The sequence below is a fragment of the Sphingomonas sp. NPDC019816 genome (assembly GCF_050274375.1).
Lineage (GTDB): Bacteria > Pseudomonadota > Alphaproteobacteria > Sphingomonadales > Sphingomonadaceae > Sphingomonas.
Map to the genome: position 1 here is coordinate 1 of NZ_JBNNOB010000155.1, position 7,670 is coordinate 7,670.

The following is a 7,670-nucleotide window of genomic DNA, read 5'->3' on the forward strand; positions in this document are numbered from 1 at the left end:
AAAAAAAAAAAAAAAAAAACCTCGATCCGGTTACCCTTGACGACGGCCACGCGGGTTTCTTCCCGGTGGCGTGCGTCGATCAGCATACGCGTGGTCATTATGAAGTCTCCACGCGCGCGCCGGGCCTGAGGGCTGCCGTCGCGCGCGGTAAATAAGGTGGGCGGCGGCGCGAGGCGCCGGTCCGCTGGTCAAAACGGCGTGTGTGGCCGTCGCAGCCGCAGCGCCGGCGACGGGGCCGGTGCGGACCCACGACACCGCGATCCCACCGGCAGGGGCCGGTCGGTCAGCGGGGTGGATCATATGCGTCATGCGAGCGTCAACCTGGTTGGCCCCGCGCGCGATGATGCGTCGCGTTCCTGGGCCTTGGAAGGATGGCCCCGCCCCCGATCGTTTGGGAGAGGTGATCGAGGCCGGGGTCCGCGTTGATTGCTAGCATCCCGCAACCCTTTGCGCAACAGGCGGCGAATCGCCGGTTTGCCGGCGGAAAAATGCCGAATTGCCGGTTAACCAATGCCCGAAAGTCCCCCGTGACCCGCCGGGGCCTAACCCGGACCGGTCGATCCCCGGGATCGTCAAAAGGGGTTTGCGTAATGGCTTTTCGCTGGACCGGCGGTCGCTGGGCGCGGCATGACAGCCGGGCCGTGTTGATGTTGCTTTCCATCCTGCTCGGGGTGTTCGCCCCCGTCAGCGCCTTCGCCGCCAAGGTGCAGAAGGTGGTGGTGCGCGGTGCGCAGGTCATCATCCGTTTCGATTCGCCGGTCAAACGCGCGCGCAGCGTCATGCTGAACGAGCCGCGCCGCATCGCGATCGACGTGGTCGGGGCGACGCCCGCCGGTAAGGGCCCGGCGCCGATCGATCAGGGCGCGGTACGCACCCTGACCCAGAGCGTGGTCACGCCCGGCATCACCCGGCTGCGCTTCGACCTGGCCGAAGATGCGACGATCTTCGATGGCGGCTTCGACAGCGATGGCCGGCAATTGTCACTGACGCTCAAGCCGCTCAAGCGTGGCTATACCCAGGCCAGCTTCGCCGGCGCGCTCGACTTCTTCCCGTTCCATTTCCAGTCGCGCAAGCCCAGCTATACCTTGTCGGTGCCAGTGCCCGCCGCGACGCGCACCCTGCCGCTGCCGCGCGTCCACGGCGCCGACGACCGGCCGCTGGTCGTCATCGATGCCGGGCATGGCGGGGTCGATCCCGGCGCGATCAACCCGCAGACGGGCCTGCGCGAAAAGGACGTGACGCTGGCCATCGCCAAGGCGATCCGCGACACGCTGGTCGCCAGCGGCCGCGTGCGCGCGGCGCTGACCCGCGAGGACGACCGCTACATCCTCCACCGCGAGCGCTACAACATCGCGCGGCGGCTGCATGCCGATCTGTTCATTTCGATCCATTGCGACAGTGCCGGTGCGGGCGAGGCGCGCGGGGCCACCGCCTATACCCTGTCCGACGTCGCCTCCGACAAGGAGGCGGCCCGGCTGGCGGCGCGCGAGAACAAGGCCGACGTGATCGCCGGCGTCGACCTGGGCGGCAACAGCGACGTGTCCTCGATCCTGATCGATCTGACCCAGCGCGAAACGATGAACGCCTCGGCCAGCTTCGCGCGCCTGTTGGGCCGCGAGGCGCAGCCGCTGATCCCGGTCAAGCCGAGCTTCCATCGCATGGCCTCGTTGATGGTGCTCAAGGCGCCCGACATGCCCTCGATCCTGTTCGAGACGGGCTATATCTCCAACATGCAGGACGCGGCCTTCCTCGACAGCCGCGACGGACAGAAGCGGATCGCGCAGGCGGTACTCCAGGCCGTGGAGGTGCATTTCGCGCGGCGGATGGCGTCGCGGTAGGGGCGCTCGCCTGCCCCTGCCGGATCAGCCCGGCAGGGGCAGGTCTCCGTCAGTCTCAGGCCAGTATCCAGATGGCCCCGCCCATCGTCACCGTCGCACGTCGCGCAGGAGCGTAAGCGGCTTTTCACCCCCCTTGATGACGCTGAGGCTGCCATCCGTCTCCAGCACGACGGCGCCGACATCCTCGATCCGGCCCGTCCCCGACGCGCGAATGGCGGCGTCGATCTCCCCCCGCGTCACCCGCTCCTGGCGCATCGCCTCGGCGCACAGGCGGCCGTCCTCGACGAGTAACCGCGGCGTGCTGCGCACCAGTGATCGGAACCAGCCGGATGCGATCGACAGCCGCGCCACCGCCCATTGCAGCAGGGCGAGCATGACAAATGCCAGAAGACCCTCGAGAAGCGCGACATTCTGAATGAGCAGCACGGTGGCCAGCGTCGATCCAAGCGCCACCGTCACGACGAGATCGAAGGCGTTCAGCTTCGCCAGGGCGCGTTTTCCGGCAAGCCTGAGGACGACGACGAGGCCGGCATAGGCCAGCAGCGACATGACGACGACCCGAAGAAGGCCCTGAAGATTGTCGAACAGCATCAAGTCCCAACGCGTAAGTTCGCTCGCGTTTCAATCCGGCCATATTCGGGTCTTCGTGCCGGGATCGGCCGGTGCGCCGGCGTCTGGCCGTTCCTGACGGATCGGCGTAAGGGCGCGGTCATGATCCGCGTCTGCGCCCTTTACCGTTTCGCCACCTTCCCCGACCCCGCCGCGCTGCGCGAACCCCTTTTGGCGGTCGCGGAGGCCAATGGCATTCGCGGTACGCTGCTCCTGGCGAGCGAAGGCATCAACGGCACCATCGCCGGTACACCGAACGGCATAGAGGCGGTGCTGGATCATATCCGCACGCTGCCGGGGTGTGCCGATCTCGATTACAAGGACTCCACCGCCGAGACGATGCCGTTCCACCGGATGAAGGTGCGGTTGAAGCGCGAGATCGTGTCGATGGGCGTCGACGGCATCGATCCCACTCGGGAGGTCGGCACCTATGTCGGGCCGGCCGAATGGAACACGCTGATCGCCGATCCGGCCACGCTGCTGATCGACACGCGCAACGATTATGAGGTCGCGATCGGCACGTTCGACGGTGCGGTCGATCCGGGGACGAAGAGCTTTCGGGATTTTCCCGCCTGGTTCCGTGACCATCGCGACGAACTGCTTGCCGGCAAGACCCGGGTGGCGATGTTCTGCACCGGCGGCATACGCTGTGAGAAGGCGACGGCGTTCCTGAAGGCCGAAGGCGTGGATGATGTCTTCCACCTCGACGGCGGCATCCTGAAATATCTCGAGACGATGCCCGCCGAGGAAAGCCGCTGGAATGGCGAATGTTTCGTCTTCGACGCGCGCGTCGCGGTGGGGCATGGCCTGGCACCGGGGAACCATGCGTTGTGCCATGGCTGCCGCATGCCGGTCAGCCCCGAGGATCGCGCCTCGCCGCTCTATGTCGAGGGGGTGAGCTGTCCTGCCTGTCACGGCACGCGCGATGCGGAGCGGCTGGCCGCCTATGCCGAGCGGCATCGGCAGGAGCAGCTGGCGGCGGCGCGTGGAGAGGCGCATGTCGGCGCGCGCTTCGCATCGCCGGACGACGCGCGCGACGAACCGCATAAGGGGTAACGCCCAACGATCGGTAAGGCGGGTGGCAAGCCGGGGCGAACCTGCTACACGGGCCGGCGCAAAGCCATGGCCGTCGATCCCACCCACCCGTCCGAATCCCCCGAAACCCCGCGCCGCCGGCTGTGGAGCCGTTGGTGGGTGAAGGTCCTCGCCGCGCTCGCGCTGCTGGTCGCGATCGGGGCGGGGGTGTTCTGGCTGGTCTTCATGCGCGACTTGCCCTCGGTCGATGCGCTCAAGGCCTATGAGCCGCCGTTGCCGACCCATGTACGCGGCATCGATGGCGCGCCGATCCAGTCCTATGCGCGCGAACGCCGCGTCGAGCTGTCGTTCAACGAATATCCGCCGCTGCTCGTCCGCGCCTTCCTGGCCGCGGAGGACAAGAGCTTCTTCGAGCATGGCGGCGTCGATTATCCCGGCCTGGCGGGCGCGGTCATCGACTATGCCAAGAAGTTCGGCAGCGGCCGGCGCGCGCGCGGCGGTTCGACCATCACCCAGCAGGTCGCCAAGAACCTGTTGATCGGCAATGCCTATTCGCCGACGCGCAAGGTGCGCGAGGCGATCCTGGCGTACAAGATCGAGGCGACGCTGACCAAGCCGCAGATCCTGGAGCTGTATCTCAACCAGATCGCGCTGGGCCGCAATGCCTTCGGCGTCGAGGCGGCGGCGCATGCCTATTTCGACAAGGAACTGAATGAGCTGACGCTCGGCCAGATGGCCTATCTGGCGGTGCTGCCCAAGGGGCCGTCCAACTACGACCCGATCCGCCATCCCGAACGCGCGCTGGAGCGCCGCGCCTATGTGCTGCGCGAGATGCTCGACAACAACTTCATCACCCGCGCGCAATATGACGCGGCGATGGCCGAGCCGCTGGGCACCGTGCTGCGCCGCACGCCCAAATATGCACAGGTCGGCGGCTATTTCGTCGAGGAGGTCCGCCGCCAGCTGATCAAGCAGTTCGGCGAGAATGCGCAGAGCGGGCCGCACAGCGTCTATGAGGGCGGGCTGTGGGTGCGCACCTCCTATGACCGGCGGCTGCAGGACCTGGCGACCGAGGCGCTGCGCGACGGCCTCGTCCGGTTCGAGGGCGGGCGCGGCTGGTCCGGGCCGATCCGCCATGTCGATCTGGACGACGACAATTGGCAGCAGGCGCTGCTCAACACCAATATCGGCCTCGACTATCGCGACTGGCGCGCCGGCATCGTCACGGCCAAGGATTCGGGCGAGGCAACGATCGGCTTCGCCAATGGCCGTACTGGTACGCTGCCGCGCTCGGCCGCGCAGATGCCGCGCCGGGGTACGGCGGCGACCGCGTTCAGCGCGCTGAAGGTCGGCGACATCGTCGCGGTCGCGCCGCAGGGCAGCGGCTTCGGCCTGCGCTCGGTGCCGCGCATCTCGGGCGGCTTCGTCGTCGAGGAACCGGCTACGGGCCGCGTATTGGCGATGCAGGGCGGGTTCGACGCGCGGCTCCAGGCGTTCAACCGCGCGACCCAGGCGCAGCGCCAGCCGGGCTCGACGATCAAGCCGATCGTCTATTCCGCCGCGCTGGACCATGGCATGACGCCGGCCTCGATCATCGTCGACGGGCCGTTCTGCGTCGATCAGGGTGCCAATCTGGGCACCAAATGCTTCCGCAATTTCGGCAATTCGGCGGGCGCGGGCCCGCACACCATGCGCTGGGGCATCGAGCAGTCGCGCAACCTGATGACGGTGCGTACCGCCGCGACGGTGGGGATGAAGAACGTCGTCGCTATGATCAAGCAGATGGGGATCGGCGATTTCCCGCCCTATCTGTCCTATGCGCTGGGCGCGGGCGAGACGACGGTGTCGCAGATGGTCAACGCCTATGCGATCCTGGCCAATAACGGGCGCGGCGGCGATCCCTCGCTGATCGACTTCGCGCAGGACCGGCATGGCAAGGTGATCTGGCCGGAGAATTGGCGCGCCTGCGACCGGTGCAACATGGCCGATTATGACGGCAAGCCGATGCCGCGCCCGGTCTCGCACCAGCGCCAGGTGATGGACGCGATGACCGCCTATCAGATGGTCCACATCACCGAGGGTGTGGTCCAGCGCGGCACCGCCACGGGCCTGCGCGATCTCGACCGGCCGATGTTCGGCAAGACCGGCACCAACAACGGCCCGACCGATGTGTGGTTCGTCGGCGGCACGCCGCAGTTCGTCGGCGGTCTGTATATCGGCTATGACCATCCGCGCTCGCTGGGCGGCTATGCGCAGGGCGGCACGATCGCAGTGCCGATCTTCCACCAGTTCGCCAAGGCCGCCTATGACGGCCTGCCCAAGCTGCCCTTCCGCGCCGCGTCGGGCATTCGCATGGTGCGGATCGACCGGGCGAGCGGGCGGCCGGTCTATGGTACCTTTCCGACCGGCAACGATCCCAAGCCCGCCGTGATCTGGGAGGCGTTCAAGCCGGAGAGCGAACCGCGCCGCCGCGCCCGCCGGAACGCGGAGGCCGCCGCCACCGCGCCGACCACGCCCAGCGCGCCGGCAACGCCCGCGCCGCCGCGCGACAGCGATTTCTTGCAAAGGGAAGGCGGAATCTACTAGCCCGCTTCCCATATTCGTCTTTTCCCGCCCGTCGGGCGGACGGGCGACCGATTCGGAGAATTTTCATGCGCGCTGAAGCGCAGGCTCATGTCGATACCATCAATGACGCGCTGGCGCTGCTGCGCCGCTTCCTCGACTGGGACCGCGCGCTGCGCCGCCTGGACGAGCTGAACGCGCGCGTCGAGGACCAGGCACTGTGGAACGACCCCAAACAGGCGCAGGCCGTGATGCGCGAGCGTCGCCGCCTGGACGAGGCGATCACCGCCACCCGCGCCATCGAGAACGAGCTGTCGGGCACGGTCGAGCTGATCGAGTTGGCCGAGATGGAGGGCGACGAGGAGCTGGAGAAGGAAGCCGTCGCCAGCTTGGGCGAACTTGCCAAAAAGGCCGAGGGCGACAAGGTCAAGGCGCTGCTGGCCGGCGAGGCCGACGCCAATGACAGCTATATCGAGATCAACGCGGGCGCGGGCGGCACCGAGAGCCAGGACTGGGCCGGGATGCTCCAGCGCATGTACACGCGCTGGGCCGAACGCCATGGCATGAAGGTCGAACTGATCGACTATCACTCGGGCGAACAGGCCGGGATCAAGTCGGCGACGCTGCTGGTCAAGGGCGAGAACGCGTACGGCTATGCCAAGGTCGAATCAGGCGTGCACCGGCTGGTGCGGATCAGCCCCTACGATTCCGCCGCGCGCCGCCACACCAGCTTTTCGAGCGTGTGGGTCTATCCGGTGATCGACGACAATATCGAGGTCGAGATCAACGAGAGCGAGCTGCGCATCGACACCTATCGTGCCTCGGGCGCGGGTGGTCAGCACATCAACACCACCGACTCGGCGGTGCGCATCACCCACTTGCCGACCGGCATCGTGGTGCAGTGCCAGAACCAGCGCTCGCAGCACAAGAACAAGGCCGAGGCCTATAACCAGCTGCGCGCGCGCCTGTACGAGCGCGAACTGGCCGAACGTGAGGCGGTGGCGAACGCGGAGAACGCGACCAAGACCGATATCGGCTGGGGTCACCAGATCCGCTCCTACGTCCTCCAGCCCTATCAGCTGGTGAAGGATTTGCGCACGGGCGTCACCTCGACCGCGCCGGGCGATGTGCTCGACGGCGATCTCGACGCCTTCATGGCCGCCGCCCTGTCGCAACGCGTGACCGGTGAGGCGGTCGCGGTGGAGGATGTCGACTAAGATGCGTGTCCACGGGGCGGGATCGATGCTGGCGGTGGCGCTGCTCCTGGCGCTGGGGGGCGCGGTGGCCGGCTGCGACGGCTCGAAGCCGCTGATCAACCAGCAGGCCGATGACGACAGGCCCGGCCCGTTTCCGGCGGCGGATCGCCCGGTGGCGGACGTCGTCTCGTCACGCTGGTCCAGCGAGGATGCGCGCGACCGGCTGCGCGAGGCGGATCAGGTCATGGACCGGGCGAATATCAAGCCCGGCATGACCGTCGCCGATATCGGCGCGGGCGAGGGCTATTACACCGTTCGCCTGGCGCAGCGGGTCGGCAAGGAAGGCCGCGTGCTGGCCGAGGACATCGTCGCCGCGTGGCGCGACCGTCTGGCCGAAAAAAAAAAAAAAAGAGCGGAAAAGCACACCTCT

Annotated in this window: 6 protein-coding genes; 5 read left to right on the forward strand and 1 reads right to left on the reverse strand. The window is 67.3% G+C overall.

The features are described from left to right. Nucleotides 1-590: 590 nt before the first annotated feature. Nucleotides 591-1,838, forward strand: coding sequence for an N-acetylmuramoyl-L-alanine amidase (locus tag ACQKJZ_RS16785; protein WP_312490382.1), 1,248 nt, complete (start codon nucleotides 591-593; stop codon nucleotides 1,836-1,838). An 87-nt stretch (nucleotides 1,839-1,925) separates the two neighbouring features. On the opposite strand, the gene ACQKJZ_RS16790 is transcribed toward ACQKJZ_RS16785, so the two are convergent. Continuing rightward, the gene (locus tag ACQKJZ_RS16790; RefSeq protein ID WP_427732553.1) at nucleotides 1,926-2,429 is read right to left on the reverse strand and encodes a DUF421 domain-containing protein; all 504 of its coding nucleotides are present in this window, start codon (nucleotides 2,427-2,429) and stop codon (nucleotides 1,926-1,928) included. A 120-nt stretch (nucleotides 2,430-2,549) separates the two neighbouring features. Between ACQKJZ_RS16790 and ACQKJZ_RS16795 the strand changes: the two genes are divergently transcribed. From ACQKJZ_RS16795 to ACQKJZ_RS16810, 4 genes are all read left to right on the forward strand, one after another. Then, nucleotides 2,550-3,503: a rhodanese-related sulfurtransferase gene (locus ACQKJZ_RS16795; RefSeq protein ID WP_427732545.1), complete on the forward strand. Its 954-nt coding sequence runs from the start codon at nucleotides 2,550-2,552 to the stop codon at nucleotides 3,501-3,503. Between the two features lie 66 nt (nucleotides 3,504-3,569). After that, entirely contained in the window at nucleotides 3,570-6,068 is a 2,499-nt protein-coding gene (locus tag ACQKJZ_RS16800; protein ID WP_427732547.1) for a penicillin-binding protein 1A, read from the forward strand. A gap of 65 nt (nucleotides 6,069-6,133) precedes the next feature. Continuing rightward, nucleotides 6,134-7,261: a peptide chain release factor 2 gene (prfB, locus tag ACQKJZ_RS16805; RefSeq protein WP_427732549.1), complete on the forward strand. Its 1,128-nt coding sequence runs from the start codon at nucleotides 6,134-6,136 to the stop codon at nucleotides 7,259-7,261. A gap of 1 nt (nucleotide 7,262) precedes the next feature. Then, the coding region (locus tag ACQKJZ_RS16810; RefSeq protein ID WP_427732551.1) for an rRNA adenine N-6-methyltransferase family protein at nucleotides 7,263-7,670 on the forward strand (408 nt) is incomplete at its 3' end.

Coding starts and splice junctions, on each gene's coding strand:
- ACQKJZ_RS16785 (WP_312490382.1), top strand. CDS start 591: ATGGCTTTTCGCTGGACCGGCGGTCGCTGGGCGCGGCATGACAGCCGG.
- ACQKJZ_RS16790 (WP_427732553.1), bottom strand. CDS start 2,429: ATGCTGTTCGACAATCTTCAGGGCCTTCTTCGGGTCGTCGTCATGTCG.
- ACQKJZ_RS16795 (WP_427732545.1), top strand. CDS start 2,550: ATGATCCGCGTCTGCGCCCTTTACCGTTTCGCCACCTTCCCCGACCCC.
- ACQKJZ_RS16800 (WP_427732547.1), top strand. CDS start 3,570: ATGGCCGTCGATCCCACCCACCCGTCCGAATCCCCCGAAACCCCGCGC.
- prfB (WP_427732549.1), top strand. CDS start 6,134: ATGCGCGCTGAAGCGCAGGCTCATGTCGATACCATCAATGACGCGCTG.